We start from the raw sequence: 20949 nt of genomic DNA, 5'->3' as shown, positions 1-20949 counted from the left end.
GGCGCGGCGGCGAGGCATGATCGAGGTGGTGGGCGCGTGGTCCGGCGGGGCCGCGCGCGACACCGGACGAGCGGTCCTCTGCACGGGGCCGTGGGAGTGAACGGCAATCCTCCGGCGATCGGCCGGACGGTCCGGGTGGGCCCGGGCCGTCCGGCCGATGGCATGTGTTCGGGAGGATCGCCGGCGGGCTCACGGCGCGCTCACCGGCTCATTCCTGGGGGCGGCGCAGGCGGGCGACGAACTTGTACCGGTCGCCTCGGTAGACGGATCGCACCCACTCGACCGGTTCGCCGTCGGTGTCGAAACTGTGCCGGGACAGCAGCAGCAGCGGCAGGCCCACGTCGGTACCGAGCAGTCCGGCCTCGCGCGGGGTGGCCATCGCGGTTTCGATGGTCTCCTCGGCCTCGGCGAGGTGTACGTCGAAACCGGCCGACAGGGCCCGATACAGCGAGTTGTGCTTGGCCAGGTGCTTGCGCAACCCGGGAAAGCGCTTGGTGGACAGGTGGGTGGTCTCGATCGCCATCGGCTCGGAGTTGGCCAGCCGCAGTCGTTCGATCCGCAACACGCGGTTGCCGGGTCGGATGGCGAGCCGCTCCGCGAGGTGGTCGTCGCAGGTGATGTAGCCGATCTCGATCAGCCGAGAGGTCGGCTCCAGGCCCTGGGCCTGCATGTCCTCGGTGTACGACGTCAGCTGGAGGCTCTGTGCCACCTTGGGCTTGGCGACGAAGGTGCCCCGGCCCTGGGCGCGCTCGAGCCGCCCCTCGATGACCAGCTCCTGAAGCGCCTGGCGCACGGTGGTGCGGGAGATGTCGAACTGCGCCGCGAGGGTGCGCTCGGGTGGCACGGGCGTGCCCGGTGGCTGGGTGTTGGTCAGCTCCTGAAGATGGCGCTTGAGGCGGTAGTACTTGGGCACGCGAGCGCTCGGCTCGAGGCCGGCGTCGCCTCCCGCCATCGCACTGTCCGCCGTGGTCGTGATCACGTGTTCCGCCGTCACCGGTGCCCTCCTGACACGTTCGGTCCCCATCGTGGCACGACCACCGATCCCCCCAGGACCAGGAGCGCGGATGTCGGTCCGATAACGGCGTGCCTTCGCCGTCTACGGAACCTTGACACCCCAATTGGTCTATGCCAACCTCCGAAATGGTCTAAACCATTGATGGTCACCGCGCAACCCTCGTCCCTGGGGCGTCGGTGTTTTCCCATTTCGAGTCCCCTCCCCAGTGGGGGACTCGGTCGGTCCGCGCACCTCACGGATCCGACGGGCGAATACCGACGACTTCATACCGAACTGCGGTGCCCGACATCCTGAGGAGGATGTAGTGAAGCGTCGTCTTCTCGTCGCGGCCGGTGTCGCGGCGGCGCTGACCGGTGTTGCCGCCTGTGGGTCCGACAGCAGCAGCGATGACAACAAGAAGGAATCCAAGGCACCGGGCGCGAGCGCGCCGGCCGCGGGCAACGGCAAGACCGTTCGCGTCTGGCTGATGAAGGGCTCCGCGCCCGACGACTACATCGCCGCGCTGAAGACCAAGTTCGAGGCGGACCACCCGGGCGCCAAGCTGGACGTGCAGATCCAGCAGTGGAACGGTATCGGTCAGAAGATCACCGGCGCCCTCGCCAGCAACGACGCCCCCGACGTCGTCGAGGCGGGCAACACCCAGATCGCCCAGTACGGCGCCTCGGGCGGTCTGAAGGACCTCAGCTCCAAGGTCAACGAGCTCGGTGGCAAGGACTGGCTGACCGGCCTGTCCGACCCGGGCAAGGTCGACGGCAAGACCTACGGGATCCCGTTCTACGCCGCCAACCGTGTCGTGATCTACAACAAGGACCTCTTCGCGAAGGCCGGCATCACCACGCCGCCGAAGACCCGCGCCGAGTGGCTCGACGTCACCACCCGCCTCAACACCGGCGACCAGCAGGGCATCTACCTGCCCGGTCAGAACTGGTACTTCTACTCGGGTCTGCTCAAGGACGAGGGCGCGGAGATCGCGACCAAGTCCGGCAGCGCGTGGAAGGCCAACCTCGACGGCGCCCCGGCCGTGGCCGCCGCCGGCTTCTACAAGCAGCTCCAGGCGCTCGGCAAGGCCGCCAAGGACGGCGACGAGAAGACCCAGCCCGAGGTCCTCGCGGCCGACGGCGGCAAGATCGCCCAGTTCATCGCCGTTCCGGGCGAGGCCGAGACGATCATCAAGTCGAACCCGGCCCTGAAGGACAAGTTCGGCTTCTTCCCGATCCCGGGCAAGGACGCGAGCAAGGCCGGTGCCACCCTCACCGGTGGTTCCGACCTGATGGTCCCCGAGGCGTCGAAGAACCAGGACCTGGCCTACGACGTCATCAAGCTGATCAACAGCGACGAGTGGCAGAGCAAGCTCGCGCAGGCGACCAAGCAGCTCCCGAACAAGACCACGCTCGCCAGTGCCGTGACCGCCGACCCGGGCGGCGCGGCGATGATGGAGGGCGCGAAGAACGGCTTCGCCACCCCCAACTCGCCGAACTGGGCCTCCGTCGAGGAGAACAACCCGATCAAGGCGTACCTCACCAAGGTGATGACCGGCGGCGACCCGGCCGCGGCCGGCAAGGAAGCCAACGGGTCGATCGAGAAGACGCTGAACACCAAGAACTGACCCGCCACACCCGCCCGGACCGCTGAGCGGATCGGGTGACGCACGATCCGGCCGAACGGTCGGCTCCCGCCGCGGGGTACTCCTCCGCGGCGGGACCGGCCCGGCCCACCCGGCGCGGCCCGCCGGCGGTCCCCCGTCGCCGGCTCCGCGCTCTCGCCACGTCCCGCCACCGGGCCGGACGGGCCGGAGACCCCCGACACCGAACAACGGGAAGGCAGCTGTGTCAGCCTCCAAGGCAGACGCGGTGGTCGCGACACCTACGCAGCCCCCGCGCAAGCAGGCACCATCGGGTGCCAGACGCGCATCGAAGCCCCCACGCAAGCCGTCGGGGATCGTCAAGTCGGTCACCCCCTACCTTCTTGTCGCGCCCGCGATCCTCGGGATCGCCTTCCTGCTGTTCTATCCGGTGGTCCGGAACGTCATGTTGTCGTTCCAGCATTACCGCTTCAAGCAGCTGATCTCGCGGTCGGCCGACTACGTCGGCTGGGAGAACTACCAGGCCGTCTTCAAGGACGACGAGTTCTGGGAGGTCACCCGGCGGACCTTCTACTTCACCGCGATCAACGTCGTGGCGATCATGGTGATCTCCACGCTGTGCGCGCTGATGCTGATGAAGCTCGGCAAGACCATGCGCATCGTGGTGCTGATCGGCCTGGTCGCCGCGTGGGCGACCCCGGTGATCGCGGCCACCACGATCTTCAAGTGGCTCTTCCGCTCCGACAACGGCGTGGTCAACTGGGCGCTGGTCAAGCTCGGCTTCGACTACGAGGGCTACACCTGGTTCGCGCACGGAACCTCCACGCTGACCGTGGTCACCCTGCTCATCGTGTGGCAGTCGATCCCCTTCGCGACGCTGACCCTGTACGCCGGGCTGACCACCGTGTCGACCGACGTCTACGAGTCGGCCCGGCTCGACGGCGCCGGTCCGGTGCGGATCTTCAGTTCGATCACCTTCCCGATCCTGCGCCCGATCTTCGCGCTGGTGACCTCGCTGGAAGTGATCTGGATCTTCAAGTCGTTCGCCCAGATCTGGGCGATCGCGGGCGAGAACGGGCCGATCAACGACGTCCGCACGCTGCCCGTGTACGCGTATCAGCAGGGCATGTCGCTCAAGTTGTTCGACATGGCCGGCGCGATCTCCACGATCACCGTGCTGATCCTCGTGGTGATGCTCGTCTTCTACTTCCGTCAGATGTTCAAGCAGGAGCGGGAGGCCGACAAGTGAAGGCGCGCACCCTGAAGCGGATTCCGCTCAACATCGCGGCGCTGCTGGTCTTCGCCGTGTCGATCTTCCCGGTCTACTGGATGGTCCTCACCGCGTTCAAGCCGGCCAAGGACATCCAGTCGTCGACGCCGAAGTTCCTGCCGAGTTCGATCTCGTTCCACAACTTCGACACCGCGGTCAACACGCCGCACTTCTGGGACTACTGGCGCAACAGCCTGCTGGTCGCGGGTTGCGGCGTGCTCCTGGCACTGGTGGTGGCGTGCTTCGCCGCGTTCGCGGTGGCCCGCATGCACTGGAAGGGCCGGGCGCCCTTCATCCTCATGGTGTTCATCGCGCAGATGGCGCCGTGGGAGGCGCTGATGATCCCGATGTACCTGATCGCGCGCGACAACGACCTGCTCGACTCGTTGCCGATGCTCACCGCGATCTACTTCGTGATGACACTGCCGTTCTCGATCGTGACCCTGCGCGGCTTCCTCGGGGGCATCCCGGTGGAGCTGGAGGAGGCCGCCCGGGTGGACGGCTGTTCGCGCTTCACCGCGTTCCGCAAGGTCGTCTTCCCGCTGCTGGCCCCGGGTCTGCTCTCCACTTCGCTGTTCGGCTTCATCACCGCGTGGAACGAGTTCGCGTTCGCCAACGCGCTGCTGCTGAACAAGCCGGAGCAGCGCACGCTGCCGACCTGGCTCAACTCCTTCAGCAACGGGCTCACCATCGACTGGGGCGCCATCATGGCCGCCTCCACCCTCTTCATGCTTCCGGTGCTTGCGATCTTCCTGGTGTTGCAGGGCAAGGTCACCGGCGGGCTCACCTCCGGCGCGGTAAAGGGCTGATCAACCATGTCCGAACGTCTCGAGCGCTTGGCGCTCGCCGTCCTGCAGCCCGGTTTCGACGGCCTGACCGCGCCCGGATGGCTGCGGCACCGGATCGCCGGCGGGCTGGGCTCGGTGGGCCTGTTCGGTCGCAACATCGCGACCCCCGAACAGGTCACCGCACTGACCGAGGAACTGCGCCGGGAGAACCCCGACCTCATCGTCGCGATCGACGAGGAGGGCGGGGACGTCACCCGGATACACGTGAACACCGGCAGCCGCTGGCCGGGCAACCTGGCGCTGGGCGTGGTGGACGACACCGCGACCACCGAGGCGGTCGCGCGCGGGCTCGGGCGCGAGTTGGCCGCGTGCGGCGTCAACCTCAACTGGGCGCCGTCGGCCGACGTCAACTCCAACCCGGACAACCCGATCATCGGCGTGCGGGCCTTCGGCGCCGAGCCCGACCTGGTCGCGCGGCACACCGCCGCGTACGTCACCGGGCTGCAGGCGGCCGGCGTGGCCGCGTGCGTCAAACACTTCCCCGGGCACGGCGACACCGCGATCGACTCGCACCACGGCATGCCGCTGGTGGACGTCTCGCGCGAGACGCTGGCCGCCCGGGAGCTGGTGCCCTTCCACGCGAGCATCGCGGCCGGCACCAAGGCGATCATGAGCGCGCACATCCTGCTGCCCGCGTACGACACCGAACTGCCCGCGACGCTGTCCCGGAAGATCATGACCGGGCTGCTGCGCGAGGAACTGGGCTACACCGGCCTGATCGTCACCGACGCCATCGAGATGGGCGCGATCGCCGACACCTACGGCATAGCCGACGGCACCGTCCGCGCCATCGCGGCCGGCGTCGACGCGGTGTGCGTGGGCGGCGGGCTGTGCGACGAGGACACCGTGCTGCACCTGCGCGACGCGCTGGTGGACGCGGTCCGCGAGGGCCGGCTCGCCGAGGAGCGGCTGGTCGACGCGGCCGGTCGGGTGCACGCGCTGGCCGCGTGGGCCAAGGTCGGCGCGGCCGAGCCGGTCGACTACGCGCTCGGGCTCGACGCGGCCCGCCGCGCGGTCCGGGTGACCGGTACCGTGACGCCGATCGACCGGCCCGCGCACGTGGTGGAGCTGTCGCCCACCGCCAACATCGCGGTCGGCGAGCAGACCCCGTGGGGCCTGGCGCCGGTGCTGGCCGAGGCGCTGCCCGGGACCACCGTGACCCGGGCCCGGGCCGCCGAGCCGCGGCTGATCGACGAGGTGCTGCGCGCGGGGACGGACCGTCCCCTGATACTCGTGGTGCGCAACCTGGAGCACCACGTCTGGGCGACCGAGATCGTGGCGGGCCTGCTCGCCGCGCGGCCGGACGCCGTCGTGGTCGAGATGGGCGTCCCCGGAGCTGCCACTCCGGGCGCCGCCCATCTCGCCACGCACGGCGCCGCCACGGTGTGCGGGATCGCCGCCGCCGAGATCCTGACCGGCCGTCGGCTCGCCTGACGGCGTTCGTCGACGAGGGGCCGGACGCCCGGTGTCCGTTCGACACCGGGCGTCCGGCCCCCGTGAACCCGCTCGACACCGGGAAACCGGACACTGGGGAGGCGGGCGTTCCCGAGGCTCGACCCCGCGGATCCGCCCGACCTCCGCATTCGTATGTGGAACCGAATCAGCACGTGGAATCAACGGAAGGCCGCACCATGTCCGCCACCGACGACCGTGACGTCCTGGCACCGAACCGGGGCACCATCATGTCCGCCGAGATGGCGGAACAGCCTGCCGTGCTGCGCCGGATCCTGGCCGAGGGCGCGCCCTCGATCCGTGCCGTCGCGGCCGAGATCGCCGCGCGCAACCCGCGGTTCGTACTGCTGACCGCGCGGGGCACCAGCGACAACGCCGCGTTGTACGCGAAGTACCTGATCGAGGTGCTGCTGGGCAAGCCCGCCGGGCTCACCTCGATGTCCACGACCACGGCGTACGGCGCGGAACCGGACCTGACCGACTGCCTGGTGATCACCGTCTCCCAGTCGGGCGGCTCGCCCGACCTGGTGGCCTCCACCGAGGCGGCCCGCAAGGCCGGCGCGATCACCCTCGCGGTGACCAACAACGCCGACTCGGCGCTGGCCGCGGTCTCCGAGTTCCACATCGACGTGCTGGCCGGTCCGGAGAAGGCGCTGCCCGCGACCAAGACGTACACCGCGGAACTGCTCGCGCTGTACCTGTTCGTCGAGGGCCTGCGCGGCGGCGACACCTCGCCGGCCGACCTGCTGCCGGCGCTGGCGCAGGACGTGCTGGACCGTCGGGACGAGGTCGCCGAGCTGGCGCAGCGCTACCGCTTCGCGCAGCGCCTGGTGATCACCTCGCGCGGCTACGGCTATCCGACGGCGCGCGAGGCCGCGCTGAAGATCATGGAGACCAGCTACATCCCCGCCCAGCCGTTCTCCGGCGCGGACCTGCTGCACGGGCCGCTGGCCATGGTCGACAACGTCAGCCCGGTGATCGCGGTGGTGCCCGACGGCAAGGGCGGCGACGCCCTCCAGCCGGTCCTGGAGCGGCTGCGCGGGCGCGGGGCGGACCTGATGGTGATCGGCGACGCGGACCAGGTCGCCCGGGCCTCGGCGGGCTTCGTGCTGCCGGAGGGTGTGGCCGAGGAGGTGCAGCCGATCCTGGAGATCATTCCGCTGCAGCTGCTGGCGTACGAGGTCACCATGGCCCGCGGTCTCGACCCGGACGCCCCTCGGGCGCTGGCGAAGGTGACCGAGACGCGCTGACGGCGCCGGCCGGGGGCGGTCCCGGGGCGCGCTCGGCGAGGGCGCGTCGCGGGTCCGCCGACTCGGCCTCGCGCCACCGGCGGTCGTCGGGCGACGAAACGACCCGGGCCCGGACCATCACGGTCCAGGCCCGGGTCGTTTCGTCGCCCGGACGGAGGTCGAAGTCCTCGACTTCGCCTCGTCGCCGGCCCTTCGCCCCGCCTCGACGGCCCGGTCCGACCCGGTCCGGGTCGGTCGTCGGCGTGTCGCGGGGGTGGTCTCAGAGGGTGGGGGCCTCGTAGGCGACCACTCCGCCGATCCAGGTCCTCAGGACCGTCCAGTCGTTGCTCCACCAGACCAGGTCGGCCGTCGCGCCGGGGGCGATCCGGCCGAGGTCGGTGCGGCCCAGGGCGTCGGCCGGGACCCGGGTCGCGGAGGTGAGCACCCGCGCCGGCGGGTTGCCCAGGCCGATCAGGTTGCGCACGGCCAGGTCCAGGGTCAGCGCCGAGCCGGCGATGGTGCCGTCGGGGTTGCGCGGGACGTCGCCCTCGACCAGGGTCACGTCCACGTCGCCGAGCCGGTAGCGGCCGGGCGGCATGCCCGCGGCCGCCATCGCGTCGGTGACCAGCGCGGTGCGCTCGCCCGCCACGCGCAGGACCAGCGAGCAGACCGGGCCCACCACGTGGTGCAGGTCGGCGATCAGGCCGGGGGTCAGGCGCGGGTCGCTCAGCGCCGCGCCGACCACGCCCGGCTCGCGGTGGCCCAGGCCGCGCTGGGCGTTGAACAGGTGGGTGACCATGGTCGCGCCCGCGTCCGCGGCGGCGGACATCTCGGCGGCGGTCGCGTCCGTGTGTCCGGCCGAGACTCGGATCCCCGCGGCGACGATGCGTCGAATGGCCTCGAGCGCACCGGGAAGTTCGGGGGCCAGGGTGACCAGCGTCAGCGCCTCGCGGACGGCGTCGTCCAGGAGCAGCCGGTCGACCAGTTCGGGAGTGGGCTCGCGCAGGTACTCCGGCGGGTGGGTGCCGACCCGGGCGGGGGACAGGAACGGGCCCTCCAGGTGCACGCCCAGATCGCGCGCGATGGGCTCCGCGGCGAGCTTGGCGCGCAACTCCGCGGCCCGCACGAGGGCCGCGGTGAGGGTGTCCAGGTCGCCGGTGATGAAGGTCGGGCAGAAGGCGGTGACCCCGGTCGACGGGAGCCGGGCGGCGACCTCACGCCAGGCGGTCGCGTCCGCGGCCACGAAATCGTGCCCGAACGCGCCGTTGAGCTGTACGTCGATCAGGCCCGGGGTGAGCACGCCGTGCGGCAGCCGGAGCGTGTCGGGGCGGCCGGGGCCCTCGGTGACGCCGGTGATCCGGCCCTGCTCGACCCCCACCTCGGCCGGGCCCACGAGCTTCCCGTCCACAAGCACGCGAGGTGCCCCAATGCCGGCCACGCGTGCCCTTCCTTCCCTGCGGGACCGCTACGCGGCCGAACGTTCGGCGGCCTCCCGGTGCGGGCCGGGAGGCCGCCGCCCATTTTGGTTCAGACCAATCCCAGTTGTCTAGACCAATGTCGAGGGACATGACACGTATACCGGTGGTTATCGGGTCACGAAGTGGCGTTTCGCAGCGCCGTCAGGGCACGCTCCAGATCGGCCGACGTCAGGTCCGCGCGGGCCGCGAGCCGAAGTCGGGAGATGCCGTCGGGCACCGACGGCGGACGGAAGCAGCCGACCCGGACCCCGGCCTCCGCGCAGCGCGCGGCGGTGTCGAACGCGAGTCGCGCCTCGCCGACGAGCACCGACGTCACCGCGCCGCGGGGCTCGGTCGCGCGCAGGCCCGCCTCCCGGGCGCCGGCCGCGAGCGCGCGCGCGTTCGCCCGTACCCGCTCGGCCAGGTCAGGCTCCGTACGCAGGATCCGCAGCGCCTCCAGGGCCGCCGCGACGCTCGCCGGGGCCAGTCCGGTGTCGAAGATGAACGAGCGGGCCGCGTCGACCAGGTGCTCGACCACCCGGCGCGGACCCAGCACCGCGCCGCCCTGGGCGCCGAGCGCCTTGGACAACGTCGCGGTCAGCACCACGTCGTCGGCCCCCGCCAGCCCGGCCGCGTGCACCGCGCCCCGACCGCCCGCGCCGACCACGCCGAGCCCGTGCGCCTCGTCCACGAGCAGGACGGCGCCATATCGCCGTGTGACGGCCGCGAGCTCCGCGAGGGGGGCGATGTCCCCGTCGACCGAGAAAACCGCGTCCACGACCACCAGGGCCCGTTCCTCGGCCCGTTCCGCCAGCACCCGGGCCACCGCGTCGACGTCGCGGTGCGGAGTGATCGCCACCCGGGCCCGGGAGAGCCGGCACGCGTCCACGATCGAGGCGTGGTTGATCGCGTCCGAGACGACCAGTCCGCCCTTGCCGATCAGGCCGCAGATCACCCCGAGGTTGGCCAGGTAGCCGGAGGAGAACACCAGCGCCGCCTCGGCCCCCATGTGCCCGGCCAGCTCCGCCTCCAGCTCGGCGTGCAGCGTCGTGGATCCGGTCACCAGGCGCGATCCGGTCGACCCGCCGCCCCAGGTGCGCAGCGCGCGCACGCCCGCCTCGATCACCCGCTCGTCGCGGGTCAGCCCCAGGTAGTCGTTTCCGGCCAGATCCAGACCGCCGACCGCGGCCTCGCGCGGGCGCAGCCGGCGACGCAGCCCCGCCTCCTCCCGTTCCTTCTCCCGCAGGTCCAGCCAGTCGAGCGGATGACCGCCGCCGGGGAGGGACCGGTCGGGTGTGGGCGATTCGGTGGACATCCATACCTCACGGGTGCGGCGGAGTGGGGCGGCCAGGATCGCAGGCCGGGTGGAAAGTACGCTGCGCGTGTGCCCTCCATGAACGATCTCGTCCGCCGCCACGGCGCACTGTCCGCCGCCGACCTGGAGTGGCTGCACCTGCTGGTGTCCGAATGGCAACTGCTCGCGGATCTGTCGTTCGCCGACCTGGTGCTGTGGGTGCCCACCGACGACGGGCAGTACGTGGCGGTGGCGCAGATGCGGCCGAACACCGGCGCCACCTCGCACCAGGACGACCTGGTCGGCGACTTCGTCCCGCGCGGCCGGCGGCCGATGCTGGACGCCGCCCTCGACGAGGGACGCATCGTGCGCGAGGGCGACCCGGAGTGGCGCGACGACGTCCCCGTGCGGGTCGAGGCGATCCCCGTCTCCCGCGAGGGCCGGGTGATCGGGGTGATCGCGCGCAACACCAACCTGCTCACCGCGCGCACTCCCAGCCGGCTGGAACTGACCTATCTGCAAAGCGCCGCGGACCTGGCGCAGATGATCGCCGCAGGGACGTTTCCGCACGCGGGCGAACTGCTCGACATGGACGCCTCGCCGCGCGTGGGCGACGGGCTGATCCGGCTCGACGCCGACGGCATCGTGCAGTACGCCAGCCCCAACGCGCTCTCCGCCTACCACCGACTCGGCCTGACCACCGACCTGGTCGGCTGCCACCTCGGCCGGATCACCGCCGAACTGGCCCCGCACGAGGGGCCGGTCGACGAGGCGATCTCCGCGGTCGCCAGCGGTTGGGCGCCCCGCGAGACCGAGGTCGAGACGCCGGCCGCGGTGGTGCAGCTGCGGGCGATCCCGCTCAAGCCGCGCGGTCAGCGGATCGGCGCGATCATGCTGCTGCGCGACGTGACCGAACTGCGCCGCCGCGAGCGCGAGCTGATCACCAAGGACGCGACCATCCGGGAGATCCACCACCGGGTGAAGAACAACCTCCAGACGGTGGCCGCGCTGTTGCGCCTGCAGGCCCGTCGGATGGACGCGCCGCAGGCCCGCGCCGCGCTGGAGGAGGCGGTGCGCCGGGTCGGCTCGATCGCGATCGTGCACGAGACGTTGTCCCAGACGCTGGACGAGCGGGTCGACTTCGACGAGATCGCCGACCGGGTGTTGTCCATGGTCACCGAGGTCGCCGCGTCCTCGCTGCGGGTGCGCACCGCCCGGCACGGCAACTTCGGCGAGCTGATCGCGGAGACCGCCACACCGCTGGCGATGGTGTTGACCGAGTTGCTGCAGAACGCCCTGGAGCACGCGTTCGAGGACCCGGCGTACGCGGATCGGGCCAACACCCTGGAGGTGCACGCGGAACGGCGGGCGGAACGACTGCTGATCACCGTCACCGACGACGGGATCGGCCTGCCCGACGACTTCGATCCGCAGACGTCCGGCAATCTCGGCCTGCAGATCGTGCGCACCCTCGTGGGCAGCGAACTCGCGGGCCGTTTCGACATGGTGCCGAATCCGGCCGGCGGCACGATCGTCAGGCTGGACGTACAACTGCGGCAGCGCCGCTGAGCGTCGCCGGCGAATTTCGGATCGATTCGCGGGACGCCCGCGCACCGGGATCCCGCGTACGCGACGAACACCCGCGGCGCACACTCGCGAACACCCACACGGGAAAAGCAGTTGCCCCGCCTCGGTCCGATCGGACCCCGGCGGGGCAACTGCGGTAAAGCTCTTTTGTTTTCCGGTGATCCAAGTCTCCGGAGAGTTCAGCCCGTCGTGTGTGATCAGGCGGAGGCGCGGGCGCGGTTGCGGGCGGCGCGGCGCTTGAGAGCGCGACGCTCGTCCTCGCTCAGACCGCCCCACACACCCGCGTCCTGACCGGACTCGAGAGCCCAGCCCAGGCACTGCTCCATCACGGGGCAACGGCGGCAGACCGCCTTCGCCTCCTCGATCTGAAGCAGAGCGGGACCGGTGTTGCCGATCGGGAAGAACAGCTCCGGGTCTTCGTCACGGCAGGCAGCAACGTGGCGCCAGTCCATGCGGTCCAACTCCTCGTGGGTCAGCAAGGGCTTCCGGCCCCGCTGTGGCTTGTGAATGTGAACGCTTTCACGAACCCCCCGACAAGCAAGGGGCCGACGGAGTCGGTCCCCAGGTTTGGCAGTGGATTCGGGCGGTGAAGATGACCTTTCGGCCACGTCCCTGCCGCCTCGTAGAGCCTTACAAACCTCGGCCTCCGATACAACCCCCTTGGGCCAGGATTTTTTAAATCATCGGTGTCGACTAGGTCACACCACTACATCGAAGGGATGAACGGGGTATTCGCGTTCGAGTGAAAGGCCAAAAGGCCCTTCCACTCACACAATCACACGCAGTGCACGGGGAACCCCCCTGAAGGTCACACTCCGATGTTCTCCCAGATGGTCCCCATCGACCTGAAGGGAAACAGGTTCTTCAGCCCGAAGAGTGAACGCATCGCAGTCGTGCAGGGACACGACGTGACGCCCGTGTGGAGCATTACCCGTGGAGCCCAGCATCTGGGCCAGATGGCGCAATGTGGGCAGTGTTGTCATCCGGGTGAGCGCGAAGAGGTCCAATCCGGTGTCATATGACGCTTGCGGACAGGGATTCAGTGGTCGATTGCGCAAAAACGTCCACGGGACCGTGTTCTGGACTATGCCGAGGCAGATTCCCCCGATCGGGTCCGCGCCCGGGACCTCCAGCGTGAGCGGCCCGTGCCTGCGCGCGTCGCGACCGCCGACGAAGCGGTGCATCGCGGAGCGTACGTACAACCCCGGGGTGGCCCGCCGGCCGCCGGCCCGTCGGTGCTCCACCCGTCCGACCACCTCGGCGTCGAAGCCGAACCCGGCGCAGAACAGGAACCAGCGCTCGTCGGCCAGACCCAGGCCGATCTCCCGACTGCGGCCCGCGCGCAGCGCGTCGAGCAGCAGGCCGGTCGCCTCGACCGGGTCGTTGGGCAGTCCGAGCGAGCGGGCGAAGACGTTGGTACTGCCGCCCGGGACCACCGCGACCGCCGGCAGCGAGGGGGCCGGGCCCGCCGCCAGGAGGCCGTTGGCCACCTCGTTGACCGTGCCGTCGCCGCCGAGCGCGATCACCAGGTCGATGCCGTCGTCGGCCGCCTGTCGGGCCAGCTCCGCGGCATGGCCCCGGTGCTCGGTGCTCACCACGTCGAGCTTGAGGTCGCCGGCGAGCGCGTGTGCCAGCACGTCGCGGGTCCGCTCACTGGTGGTCGTGGCCTTGGGGTTCACGACGAGAAGGGCACGCATTACGACAGGGTATCTACCGGCGGGTAGGACGCCCCCGGCCCGGACCGCACCGGCCCGAGGTTACAGTCTTGGGGTGACCGAGAGCCCTTCCGCCCAGGACCAGCCGGACCCCGCCGGGGCCCTCCCGCTCACCTGGCGCGTCTGTACCGCGGTGGTCGGTGTCGAGGCGTTCGCGCTCCTCGGCTACGCCCTCTATCTGACCTTCCGCAGCGAGTTCGGCCATCCGACCAACTCCTCGGAGGGTGTGGCGATCGGCATCTACCTGCTGATCCTCGCCGCCGGGATAGTCGCCGCCTTCGTCGGCATGGTGCGCGGCCGGCGCTGGAGCCGATCGCCGGCGATCACCGCCAATCTGATCGTCGTCGGCATGGGCTGGTACCTGATCAAGGCGGATCAGATGGCGATCGGGATCGCGACCATGATCGTGGGCGTGGCCACCATCGGCACGCTCGGCACCCCCGGGATGTACAAGGCGCTCGAAACGCGGCACCGGACCCGGCGGGCCTGAGCGCGCGGACACCGACTCGGCGAAGCGAGCGGCCCCGGACCGACATCGGTCCGGGGCCGCCGCACGTGCACACCCGCGCACACCTCGTGCCCGGTGCCGCTCCGGTGCTACTCCTCGACCAGCAGGCGCTCGCGCAACTGCGCGAGCGTGCGCGCCAACAGCCTCGAGACGTGCATCTGGGAGATGCCGACCTCCTGCGCGATCTGGGACTGGGTCATGTTGCCGAAGAAGCGCAGCAGCAGGATCTTCTTCTCGCGCGGCGGCAACTGCTCCAGGAGCGGCTTGAGCGACTCGCGATACTCGACCCCCTCCAGCGCGTCGTCCTCGGCGCCCAACGTGTCGGCGACGGCCGGCGAATCGTCGTCGGTGTCCGGCACGTCCAGCGACAGCGTGCTGTAGGCGTTGGCCGATTCGAGGCCTTCGAGCACCTCCTCCTCGGAGATCCCCAACTGCACGGCGAGTTCGGCGACCGTGGGGGACCTGCCGTTGCGCTGGGACAACTCGGCGGTGGCCGAGGTCAACGCGAGCCGTAGCTCCTGGAGTCGGCGCGGCACCCGCACCGCCCAGCCCTTGTCCCGGAAGTGACGCTTGATCTCGCCGACGATGGTCGGCGTCGCGTAGGTCGAGAATTCGACACCGCGATCCGAGTCGAACCGGTCCACCGACTTGATCAGGCCGATGGTGGCCACCTGGATCAGGTCGTCGAGCGGCTCGCCGCGATTGCGGAACCGGCGGGCCAGGTGCTCGACCAGCGGCAGATGCATCTCCACCAGTCGATCGCGCACCGCGGCCCGGGCCGGCGGATCCGATTCGAGCTCCGCCAACCGGGCGAACAGGCCCCGCGCGACCTCGCGGTCGTGGGCGTGGCGTTCGGAACCGGCCCGCCGCCGATTCGGCACCGCGGGACCCGTGGGTCCGGCGGCTCCGGCAGGCTGCGCCGACCCCGTCGCCTCGACGCCACCGTCCATCGTCATACTCGCGTCGCTCACCATGCCCTCACCCTCCCCTCGGCCGCGCCCGGCGGCCTCGTCGGGTGAGGCCGCGCTCGGCTGCGGTTCGTTGGCCGCGCCTTCAACACCACTGCTCACGTCTGCTCCGGCCCGCCACCGCGCTTCTTGTGCAGGCTGATGGCGACCACCTTGTCGTCGCTCACCGTGGCGTCCACCTCGCCGGCCAGCGCCGACAGGACGGTCCAGGCGAACGTGTCGCGCGCGGGTGTTCGACCGTCGGTGGTCGGCGCGGACACGGTCACGTGCAACGCGTCGCCCACCAGGTTGAACACGCAGGAGAGGACTCCGCCGGCCACCGTCTGGTCGAGCAACATCGCGCACGCCTCGTCCACCGCGATGCGCAGATCCTCGATCTCGTCCAGGGTGAAGTCGAGTCGGGCCGCGAGGCCCGCCGTGGCGGTGCGCAGGACGGAGAGATAGGCACCTTCGGCAGGCAGTCGGACCTCGACGAAGTCACGCTGCCCGGTGCCGGCCTCGTCCGCGGTGTGTGCGGATCGCTGGGACACCCTCACCTCCAAGGTGCTGCTGTGGGTGGCCGCCGGAGGCGGTCACCACCGATGTCGGGGAACCCCAGCGACGCTACCGCGCCGGCCGACAACTGTCGTCATCGATGCGCGAACGTGGGCGGGAACGACCCGGGAACCGTCCACCCGACGGTACGTCACGATATGTGATTTGACGAGTACGTAGTGTACCCGACTTTGGTAATTTCGCACCGGGAGATCAAGCCGTCCATGTACATGTGCCACAGTCGACCGCGCGCCAACCCGCAAATGTCAGGTATGTCGGTCGGGTTGCGGCTCCCGAGCCCGGCGCCGGGCCCGGTACAGGGCCACGTTGGCCCGGGAGGTGCACCGGTCCGAACAGTGCCGGCGGGAGCGATTTGCGGACAGGTCCAGGAACACGTTCCGGCACGGGAGCGCCCGGCAGACGCCGAGTCGGTCGATACCGTGCGTGGCCAACTGCACGGCCAGGCCCATGCCGGCGATGGCGGCGAAGCCCTCGGCCGCGCCGACCGCGTCGCCCGCCAGGTGCAGGTGCCACGGACTGGCGTCGTGGCCGGTCAGGCGCGGGTGGACGGGGAATTCGGCGAGCAGTCCGTTCAGCGTCGCCACCGCGTCCGCCTCGCGTCCGGCCGCGGCGGCGGTGAAGACGGCGCGCAGGCGGGTGCGGACCGAGCGCAGCCGGGCCACGTCACCGTCCGTCACCCGGGACGGGATCCGCCGAACGGGTGCGATCAGCGCGGGCACGTCGTCGGGGGAGCGCAGCAGGTCCTCGCCGCGGGCCGGCTGTTCGGTGTTGACCAGGCGGACCGCGTGCTCGGCGTACGCGGAGAGGTCCAACGGCTGCCCTTCCTCGCGCGGACGATCGGCGCGCGATTCGCCCGGAACGACCTGACGGATGTGGCGGCGGTTACTGTCAGCGTACCCCCCGTGGCACTAGCGTCTGGGCCGGGTGCACCAGGGTCTGACGGGCCATCACAAAAAGGTGGTAATCGGTTCATCGCCCCGGCGTACCCCCGTTCGGGGGGTGTGCCAAAATCGGCGTCACGGGTGACCCCCGTACTCTCAGCCGGATCATGTGCGCTGCACGAGGCGCCGATACCGCTGAGGTAATGCAGCCGGCGCTCGCGTTCCGAGAGCTGCACTTCCACTGAGCAATGTCGATGAAGTCGATAAGAGGGGTCACTGTGGCAGCGGAGATCATCCCCACGGACAGCATGGCGACGGACGAACTCGATCCGGTCTTCGCCCTGCACCGGGGCGGGAAAATGGAAGTTCGCTCGACCGTCCCGGTGCGTGATCGCGACGACCTGTCGCTGGCCTACACGCCCGGTGTGGCACGTGTCTGCACGGCCATCGCGGAGAACCCGGAGCTGGTCCACGACTACACGTGGGTGTCCAACACGGTCGCGGTCGTCACCGACGGCACCGCCGTGCTCGGCCTGGGCGACATCGGTCCGGCCGCGTCGCTGCCGGTGATGGAGGGCAAGGCGATCCTGTTCAAGCAGTTCGGCGGCGTCGACGCGGTGCCGATCGCGCTCGACTGCACCGACGTGGACGAGCTGGTGGACACCATCGCCCGGCTCGCGCCCTCGTTCGGCGGAATCAACCTGGAGGACATCAGCGCCCCGCGCTGCTTCGAGGTCGAGCGCCGGCTCCAGGAGCGGGTGTCCATCCCGGTCTTCCACGACGACCAGCACGGCACCGCGATCGTCGCGCTGGCCGCGCTGCGCAACGCGGCCACGGTGACCGGACGCGGCCTCGGCGACCTGCGCGCGGTCATCTCGGGCGCGGGCGCGGCGGGCATCGCGATCGCCAAGATCCTGATCGAGGCGGGCATCGGCGACCTGTGCGTGGTGGACAGCCGGGGCATCGTGCACGAGGGCCGCGACGACCTGACGCCGATCAAGCGGATGATCGCCGAGCTGACCAACAAGGCCGGGCTGCGCGGCGGCATCGAGGTCGCGATGAAGGGCGCCGACGTCTTCCTCGGGGTCTCCGCGGGCAAGGTGGCGGAGGACGTCGTGGCGACGATGGCGCCCGAGGCGATCATCTTCGCGATGGCCAACCCGAACCCGGAGATCGACCCGGACGTCGCGCACAAGTACGCGGCCGTGGTCGCCACCGGGCGCAGCGACTACCCGAACCAGATCAACAACGTGCTGGCCTTCCCGGGTGTGTTCGCCGGTGCCCTGTCGGTGCGCGCCAAGCGGATCACCGAGGGGATGAAGGTGGCCGCCGCCGAGGCGCTGGCCGCGGTCGTCGCCGACGAGCTGGCGCCCGACCGGGTGATTCCGTCGCCGTTCGACGAGCGGGTCGCGCCGGCGGTGACCAAGGCGGTGGCCGAGGCCGCGCGCCGGGACGGCGTGGCGCGCGTCTGAGCCGCGGTCCGTGGATCGCCGATCGTCCGACGGCTCCTCGCCGACCGTTCGACGATCGACGCGCGGCCACGGCCGCCGAGAGCCGAGGGGCCCACCCGGGCGGGTGGGCCCCTCGGCTCGTCGCCGGCGTCAGTAGGGTGCCTGCATGTTTGCCGTGAGTGCCGTGCGCATCGATGCCCAGGACCCGCTGTCCGGTCTCCGGCTCGGGGAACGACCCGAGCCCGGCGCGGACGGGGCACTGCCGCCGGGATGGACGACCGTCACGGTCAAGGCCGCCTCGCTGAACCACCACGACCTGTGGTCGCTCAAGGGTGTGGGCATCTCCGAGAAGCAGTTGCCGATGATCCTGGGCTGTGACGCGGCCGGGATCGACGAGGACGGCAACGAGGTCGTCGTGCACTCGGTGATCGGCGGGCTCGGGACCGACGAGCCCCGGTCGATCCTGACCGAACGCTACGACGGCACCTTCGCCGAGAAGGTCGCCGTACCGCGCTGGAACCTGCTGCCCAAGCCCGCCGAGCTGAGCTTCGAGCAGGCGTGCTGCCTGCCGACGGCGTGGCTGACGGCGTATCGGATGTTGTTCACCAACTCGGGCGTGCGGCCGGGCGGCACGATCCTGGTCCAGGGCGCCGGCGGCGGGGTGGCCACCGCGCTGGTCGTGCTCGGGAAGGCGGCCGGGTACCGCGTGTGGGTGACCAGCCGGGACGAGGCCAAGGGCGCGCGGGCGGTGGAACTCGGCGCCGACGCGGCGTTCGCCTCGGGCGCGCGCTTGCCCGAGCGGGTGGACGCGGTGATGGAGACGGTCGGCGCGGCCACCTGGTCGCACTCGATCAAGAGCCTGAAGCCTGGCGGCACGATCGTGATCTCGGGGGCCACCTCGGGCGATCGGCCGCCGGCCGCCGAATTGACCCGGATCTTCTTCAACGAACTGCGCGTGGTCGGCTCGACGATGGGCGACAGGGACGAACTCGCGGGGCTGCTTCGGCTGTGCGCGCATGGTGGGGTGCGGCCGCTGATCGATTCGGTGCTGCCGTTGGGCGAGGCGGTCGAGGGGTTCCGGCGGTTGGCGGAGGGTGACGTGTTCGGGAAGATCGTTTTCACTGTCTGACCTTTTTGGTCTGACCTTTTTGACATTTGTGACCCGCTTGCCCTGGTTGATTCGACCGTCGGTTTCCGGTTGTCGGGTCCCGGTTGTCGGTCGCGTGGGTTGTTTCGGAAGGACCGTCGGATGCCCTTGTCCCGTCGCCGTGTGCTTGCCCTGGGGGCCGGTACGGGGGTGGCCGCGGTGTCCGCGGGCCTGCTCGCCGCCTGCGGCGGGCGCGAGTCGCGGTCGGGGGGCACGCTCGTGGTGGGCCTGCCCCGGCTGCCCGACGTGCTCAATCCGGTGCACTCGACCGCCGAGGCGACCCGGTGGATCGCCGACCCGGTGGTCGAGGCGCTGTACACCTACCGGGACGACACCACGATCGGGCCGGTGCTGGCCGCGGCCGATCCGCTGATCGCGCCGAACGGGCTGAGCTGGACCGTGCGGCTGCGGACGGACGCCCGCTTCCACAACGGGGATCCGTTCACCGCCGAGCATGTGGTGGCGTGTCTGCGTCGGGTGAACGACCCGGCGACGGCGGGGGACTGGGCGCCGTGGCTGGCGGGGCGGTTCGGCGCGATCGAGGCCCCGGACACGCGGACGGTACGGATCGAGCTGCCGCGTGCGTTCGGGGCGCTCCGGGCGTTCCTGGCCTGTCTGCCGATCCCGCATCAGGCGAGCCTGGGGGACCCTCGGGCGCTGGTGGGCACCGGGCCGTTCCGGTTGGCGAGCGCGGACGGGGGCGCGGTCGTGCTGTGCCGGGAGGCGGGCCATCGGGACAAGGCCGCACCGGCGGACGCGTTGGAGTTCCGCGCCTCGGCCGATCCGGTGGCCGATCTGAAGGCGCACCGGCTCGCGGTGTACCCGCACCCGACGCCCGATCAGGTGCGGCGGCTGCGCAAGGCGGACGACACCTACGTGCAGACCGCGAGCGGGCCGGCCGACCTGGTGGTACTGCCGAACCTGCGCCGGCCGCCGTTCGACGACGTCGCGGTGCGGCGGGCGCTGGGGTTCGGGATGGATCGCACCCGCGTGCTGCGGGACGTGTACCGGGGCGACGCGGTGATCGGGCAGGGGCCGCTGGGGCCGGGCAACGAGGGCTGGGACCCGGAGTACACCCCGTACGGTCGGGGAGTCAGCCCGACCGCGTCGCCGAAGCCGAGCCCGAGCGCGACGGCGGGGCCGACGGTGGAGCCGGAGCGGGTCACCGCGATGCTGGGCGAGGCGCCGGTGCCGTTGCCACCGGGCGGCGTGCGGTTCACGCTGCTTGCGGTGATCGGGGAGGCCGGGGAACTCCCGGACGTGGCAAGGGTGTTGGCCGAGGGGTGGAACCGGGTCGGGTTCACCGTCGCGGTCGAGCTGGTGGACGCGACGACGTGGGCGGCGCGGCGACGGGTCGGTGACTTCGACGCGGCACTGGTGGATCGGCGCGGGTCGGGGTACGCGGTGGGGCGTACGGGCTTCGCGGCGTTGGCGCCGGCGGTGTCGACCGGGGCCGAGAGCACGGGGTATGCGAACCCCGAACTGGATCGCCTCGTCGAGGAGGCGTCGGCGACCCCGGACAACGCGCGACGGGCGCGACTCACGCGGGTGGCGGGGGAGATCGTCGCACGGGACGCGGTGGTGCTTCCTCCGGTGTATCCGAAGGTCGTGGTGGGACGGACGGGGCGGGTCGAGTCGGTGAATACGCGCGTGTTGGCGGTGGGGCGGTTGTCGGTGGCGCGGCTGCATCGGCGGGGGTAGGGGCGGGGCGGTGTGGCTGGGGGCTTGGGGGCGGTGGTGTGGGGGGAGATCTCGGGGGCGGTGTGGCTGGGGGCTTGGGGGCGGTGGTGTGGGGGGAGATCTCGGGGGCGGTGTGGCTGGGGGCTTGGGGGCGGTGGTGTGAGGCGAGGTCTCGGGGGCGGTGTGGTGAGGGAGGTCTGGGGGCGGTGTCGGGGCGTGGCGGGAGGTCTCGGGGGCGGGGTCGTGGCGTGGCGGTCTGGGGGCCGGGGTCGTGGCGGGAAGGTCTCGGGGCTGGGTCGGGGTCGTCTTC

18 protein-coding genes are annotated in these 20949 nt (G+C 71.0%); 10 read left to right on the top strand and 8 right to left on the bottom strand.

Annotated elements, in window-relative coordinates; translation table 11 throughout:
- Window positions 1-208: 208 nt before the first annotated feature.
- Window positions 209-952 (bottom strand): GntR family transcriptional regulator, encoded by a 744-nt coding sequence (locus tag EMA17_RS14385; protein WP_126637595.1) that lies wholly within the window; start codon window positions 950-952, stop codon window positions 209-211.
- A 367-nt stretch (window positions 953-1319) separates the two neighbouring features.
- On the opposite strand from EMA17_RS14385, the gene EMA17_RS14380 reads away from it, so the two are divergent.
- From EMA17_RS14380 to EMA17_RS14360, 5 genes are all read left to right on the top strand, one after another.
- Window positions 1320-2621 carry an extracellular solute-binding protein gene (locus EMA17_RS14380; RefSeq protein ID WP_126637381.1) on the top strand — a complete coding sequence of 434 codons (1302 nt, stop codon included), beginning with the start codon at window positions 1320-1322 and terminating at the stop codon, window positions 2619-2621.
- A gap of 220 nt (window positions 2622-2841) precedes the next feature.
- Window positions 2842-3846: a carbohydrate ABC transporter permease gene (locus tag EMA17_RS14375; RefSeq protein ID WP_246126655.1), complete on the top strand. Its 1005-nt coding sequence runs from the start codon at window positions 2842-2844 to the stop codon at window positions 3844-3846.
- The gene (locus tag EMA17_RS14370) at window positions 3843-4676 is read left to right on the top strand and encodes a carbohydrate ABC transporter permease (RefSeq protein ID WP_126637380.1); all 834 of its coding nucleotides are present in this window, start codon (window positions 3843-3845) and stop codon (window positions 4674-4676) included. Before EMA17_RS14375 ends, EMA17_RS14370 begins: the two co-directional genes overlap by 4 nt.
- 6 nt (window positions 4677-4682) lie before the next feature.
- Window positions 4683-6149, top strand: coding sequence for a glycoside hydrolase family 3 protein (locus EMA17_RS14365; RefSeq protein ID WP_126637379.1), 1467 nt, complete (start codon window positions 4683-4685; stop codon window positions 6147-6149).
- Between the two features lie 197 nt (window positions 6150-6346).
- Window positions 6347-7417, top strand: coding sequence for an SIS domain-containing protein (locus EMA17_RS14360; protein ID WP_126637378.1), 1071 nt, complete (start codon window positions 6347-6349; stop codon window positions 7415-7417).
- Window positions 7418-7676: 259 nt separating this feature from the next.
- Here EMA17_RS14360 and nagA read toward each other — a convergent pair whose 3' ends face one another.
- Together nagA and EMA17_RS14350 are read right to left on the bottom strand one after the other, a co-directional pair.
- On the bottom strand, window positions 7677-8834 hold the full coding sequence (gene nagA / locus EMA17_RS14355; protein WP_246126654.1) for an N-acetylglucosamine-6-phosphate deacetylase: 1158 nt from the start codon (window positions 8832-8834) through the stop codon (window positions 7677-7679).
- Between the two features lie 155 nt (window positions 8835-8989).
- On the bottom strand, window positions 8990-10168 hold the full coding sequence (locus tag EMA17_RS14350; protein WP_126637377.1) for an 8-amino-7-oxononanoate synthase: 1179 nt from the start codon (window positions 10166-10168) through the stop codon (window positions 8990-8992).
- Between the two features lie 78 nt (window positions 10169-10246).
- On the opposite strand from EMA17_RS14350, the gene EMA17_RS14345 reads away from it, so the two are divergent.
- Window positions 10247-11716: a sensor histidine kinase gene (locus EMA17_RS14345; RefSeq protein ID WP_078975493.1), complete on the top strand. Its 1470-nt coding sequence runs from the start codon at window positions 10247-10249 to the stop codon at window positions 11714-11716.
- Window positions 11717-11931: 215 nt separating this feature from the next.
- Here EMA17_RS14345 and EMA17_RS14340 read toward each other — a convergent pair whose 3' ends face one another.
- Window positions 11932-12186: a WhiB family transcriptional regulator gene (locus EMA17_RS14340; RefSeq protein WP_020557388.1), complete on the bottom strand. Its 255-nt coding sequence runs from the start codon at window positions 12184-12186 to the stop codon at window positions 11932-11934.
- Between the two features lie 315 nt (window positions 12187-12501).
- Window positions 12502-13431, bottom strand: a complete 930-nt coding sequence (locus EMA17_RS14335; protein WP_126637376.1) for a diacylglycerol/lipid kinase family protein — start codon at window positions 13429-13431, stop codon at window positions 12502-12504.
- Window positions 13432-13504: 73 nt separating this feature from the next.
- Here EMA17_RS14335 and EMA17_RS14330 point away from each other — a divergent pair, with 73 nt between their 5' ends.
- A complete protein-coding gene (locus EMA17_RS14330; protein ID WP_126637375.1) occupies window positions 13505-13939 on the top strand; it encodes a hypothetical protein in 435 nt (144 codons plus the stop codon).
- Between the two features lie 107 nt (window positions 13940-14046).
- On the opposite strand, the gene EMA17_RS14325 is transcribed toward EMA17_RS14330, so the two are convergent.
- The 3 genes from EMA17_RS14325 to EMA17_RS14315 form a co-directional block, all read right to left on the bottom strand.
- Window positions 14047-14931, bottom strand: coding sequence for an RNA polymerase sigma factor SigF (locus tag EMA17_RS14325; RefSeq protein ID WP_078975490.1), 885 nt, complete (start codon window positions 14929-14931; stop codon window positions 14047-14049).
- 92 nt (window positions 14932-15023) lie between these two features.
- A complete protein-coding gene (locus EMA17_RS14320; protein WP_126637374.1) occupies window positions 15024-15455 on the bottom strand; it encodes an ATP-binding protein in 432 nt (143 codons plus the stop codon).
- A 270-nt stretch (window positions 15456-15725) separates the two neighbouring features.
- Window positions 15726-16292: a CGNR zinc finger domain-containing protein gene (locus EMA17_RS14315; protein WP_126637373.1), complete on the bottom strand. Its 567-nt coding sequence runs from the start codon at window positions 16290-16292 to the stop codon at window positions 15726-15728.
- Between the two features lie 377 nt (window positions 16293-16669).
- Here EMA17_RS14315 and EMA17_RS14310 point away from each other — a divergent pair, with 377 nt between their 5' ends.
- The 3 genes from EMA17_RS14310 to EMA17_RS14300 all read left to right on the top strand — a co-directional run bounded on the left by EMA17_RS14310 (window position 16670) and on the right by EMA17_RS14300 (window position 20660).
- Window positions 16670-17833 (top strand): NAD(P)-dependent malic enzyme, encoded by a 1164-nt coding sequence (locus tag EMA17_RS14310; RefSeq protein WP_174861365.1) that lies wholly within the window; start codon window positions 16670-16672, stop codon window positions 17831-17833.
- Window positions 17834-17978: 145 nt separating this feature from the next.
- The gene (locus tag EMA17_RS14305; protein WP_126637371.1) at window positions 17979-18941 is read left to right on the top strand and encodes a zinc-binding dehydrogenase; all 963 of its coding nucleotides are present in this window, start codon (window positions 17979-17981) and stop codon (window positions 18939-18941) included.
- Between the two features lie 120 nt (window positions 18942-19061).
- On the top strand, window positions 19062-20660 hold the full coding sequence (locus EMA17_RS14300) for an ABC transporter substrate-binding protein (protein ID WP_126637370.1): 1599 nt from the start codon (window positions 19062-19064) through the stop codon (window positions 20658-20660).
- Window positions 20661-20949 lie beyond the last annotated feature (289 nt).

It is taken from the genome of Embleya hyalina, from assembly GCF_003967355.1.
In the GTDB taxonomy this organism is placed as follows: domain Bacteria; phylum Actinomycetota; class Actinomycetes; order Streptomycetales; family Streptomycetaceae; genus Embleya; species Embleya hyalina.
This window is presented reverse-complemented; position numbering and strand designations above follow the sequence as displayed.

Excerpts from the sequence above, each read along its gene's own strand:
- EMA17_RS14350 (WP_126637377.1), bottom strand. The coding sequence starts at position 10,168 with ATGTCCACCGAATCGCCCACACCCGACCGGTCCCTCCCCGGCGGCGGT.
- EMA17_RS14365 (WP_126637379.1), top strand. The coding sequence starts at position 4,683 with ATGTCCGAACGTCTCGAGCGCTTGGCGCTCGCCGTCCTGCAGCCCGGT.
- EMA17_RS14325 (WP_078975490.1), bottom strand. The coding sequence starts at position 14,931 with ATGGTGAGCGACGCGAGTATGACGATGGACGGTGGCGTCGAGGCGACG.
- EMA17_RS14300 (WP_126637370.1), top strand. The coding sequence starts at position 19,062 with ATGCCCTTGTCCCGTCGCCGTGTGCTTGCCCTGGGGGCCGGTACGGGG.
- EMA17_RS14345 (WP_078975493.1), top strand. The coding sequence starts at position 10,247 with ATGAACGATCTCGTCCGCCGCCACGGCGCACTGTCCGCCGCCGACCTG.
- EMA17_RS14385 (WP_126637595.1), bottom strand. The coding sequence starts at position 952 with ATGGCGGGAGGCGACGCCGGCCTCGAGCCGAGCGCTCGCGTGCCCAAG.
- EMA17_RS14335 (WP_126637376.1), bottom strand. The coding sequence starts at position 13,431 with ATGCGTGCCCTTCTCGTCGTGAACCCCAAGGCCACGACCACCAGTGAG.
- EMA17_RS14360 (WP_126637378.1), top strand. The coding sequence starts at position 6,347 with ATGTCCGCCACCGACGACCGTGACGTCCTGGCACCGAACCGGGGCACC.
- EMA17_RS14310 (WP_174861365.1), top strand. The coding sequence starts at position 16,670 with ATGGCGACGGACGAACTCGATCCGGTCTTCGCCCTGCACCGGGGCGGG.
- EMA17_RS14340 (WP_020557388.1), bottom strand. The coding sequence starts at position 12,186 with ATGGACTGGCGCCACGTTGCTGCCTGCCGTGACGAAGACCCGGAGCTG.
- EMA17_RS14305 (WP_126637371.1), top strand. The coding sequence starts at position 17,979 with ATGTTTGCCGTGAGTGCCGTGCGCATCGATGCCCAGGACCCGCTGTCC.